The sequence below is a fragment of the Candidatus Megaera venefica genome, assembly GCF_034554655.1.
In the GTDB taxonomy this organism is placed as follows: domain Bacteria; phylum Pseudomonadota; class Alphaproteobacteria; order Rickettsiales; family Rickettsiaceae; genus Megaera_A; species Megaera_A venefica.
The window spans coordinates 1-1,944 of record NZ_JARJFB010000225.1 but is presented as its reverse complement, the minus strand read 5'-3'; the positions used below and the strand labels follow the sequence as shown (position 1 = coordinate 1,944).

Sequence of the window (1,944 nt, the reverse complement as noted above, 5' to 3'; positions counted from 1 at the left end):
ATTTACTAACTCTTAGTTCGTAAATATTTATAGAGAGTTTCTGGGCTGATACTAAATAATCTTTGGCTAGTTCAGGTTAAGTTAAAACTTTGCTTGATTGTTTTAATAAAAGAGTGTATAGTCCACTCAAGTTTTTTACTACTCTTTACATATGCAGCTCTTAAAGAAACAACTAGAGAGCTCGCATTGATTGATGAAGATGTAACATTATCTAAACATTATAGTTAATCGCAGTCACTTGAATAAGAGTATACCGAAAGACACCTTAAATTTTAAGGTTTGTAAGACGATAACTCTTTTTGATAGGGCAACTTCGTTAAAGATGTAGCCAAGCATACTTTACCAAAAAGAACAATATATTAGTACTTAATCTATTATAGAATTATGTGCATGTGATAACTTGCTCTTGCTTATATTATTAAGCTTAGAGCATTATTTTTGGCATTTAAAATATTAATAGAAGCACTAAGCAAAGAAAAAATTTGTTATAAGTTTTGTTACTTATCGCAAAGCTATTTAAACAATGAAAGTATTTTTGGTTAAAGAATTTTTACTCTTTTAACTAAAATTATTTTCTCAAACAAGAATTATTATATGGAAAATTTTTATACATTTGGACTACCAGAGACTTTGGTTCAATCACTTGACAGACTTAACTTCAAAACTCCAACTCCAATCCAGGTTGCAACAATTCCAATTGCTTTAAATGGAAAAGATATACTAGGATCGGCGCAAACAGGTACAGGTAAAACCGGTGCTTTTGGAATCCCACTAATTGCTAAGCTATTATCGGATCAAAAGAGTTCTGCTTTAGTGCTAGCGCCAACAAGAGAACTTGCTGCTCAGGTTATGAGTGCATTACAAGACTTACTAGGCAGAAACTCTCCAATTAAGACGACCCTACTTATTGGCGGGGACTCAATGATGAAACAAATGCAGCAATTGCGGATGAGGCCAAGACTATTTGTTGGTACTCCTGGACGTATTAATGATCACTTAGAGCGTGGTAATTTAAATTTTAGTCAAACTAGTTTTTTAGTACTTGATGAAACAGATAGAATGCTAGATATGGGTTTTTCTATACAGATAGAAAGAATAATAAAACACCTACCTAAGCAACGTCAAACATTGTTATTTTCAGCTACTTTACCAAAAAACATCATTAAAATAGCTGATTCATATTTGAATCAGCCAGAGCGTATATCAATGGGCTCTACCTCAGTTCCAGCTCCAAAAATAAAGCAGGATATTGTACATCTATCTGAAGATGAAAAATACCCACAGCTTTTGAATCAACTTCAGCAGCGTTCTGGCTCGATTATTATCTTTGTCAAAACTAAGTTTGGTGCAGAAAAAATGGCAAAAAGACTTAGGGGGGAGAATCATCAAACAGATGCAATCCACGGTGATTTGCGTCATAGTAAGCGTGAAACTGTAATTAGAGGATTTAGAAATAGTAAATATCGTATCCTAGTGGCTACTGATATAGCGGCACGTGGTCTAGATATTCCCCATATTGAGCATGTGATCAATTTTGATCTTCCACAATGTCCTGAGGATTATATTCACAGAATAGGAAGAACTGCTAGAGCAGGCGCCGAAGGTGAGGCTCTGTGTTTCGTAACTCCTGGTGATAGAATGAAATGGAATGCTATTAACCGCTTAATAAACCCAGATGCTCCAGCTATGGAAGCATCAAAAAGAAGCGGAGCTAAGAAAAATGGTTCTGAAAAAAGATCTTTTGGCTTCAAGAAAACGTTTCGTAACGGAGGCGGAAAAAGGAAATCAAGTGGTGGCGGTAGGGTAAGAGCTGCTTGATCTGGCTCCTTCCCGTGCAAAAAAGGATTAGAGGAGATTCTGAACTGGCTCTGTCCATCTAAGTGTGTAAATTCCTTATAGGTTATATAATCAATTAATATAACCAAGAGGAATAAAATATGACTA

Annotated in this window: 1 protein-coding gene; it reads left to right on the top strand. The window is 35.2% G+C overall.

Annotated elements, in window-relative coordinates; translation table 11 throughout:
• The first annotated feature begins 594 nt into the window (after positions 1-594).
• Positions 595-1,818, top strand: a complete 1,224-nt coding sequence (locus tag Megvenef_RS09190; RefSeq protein WP_322777624.1) for a DEAD/DEAH box helicase — start codon at positions 595-597, stop codon at positions 1,816-1,818.
• Positions 1,819-1,944 lie beyond the last annotated feature (126 nt).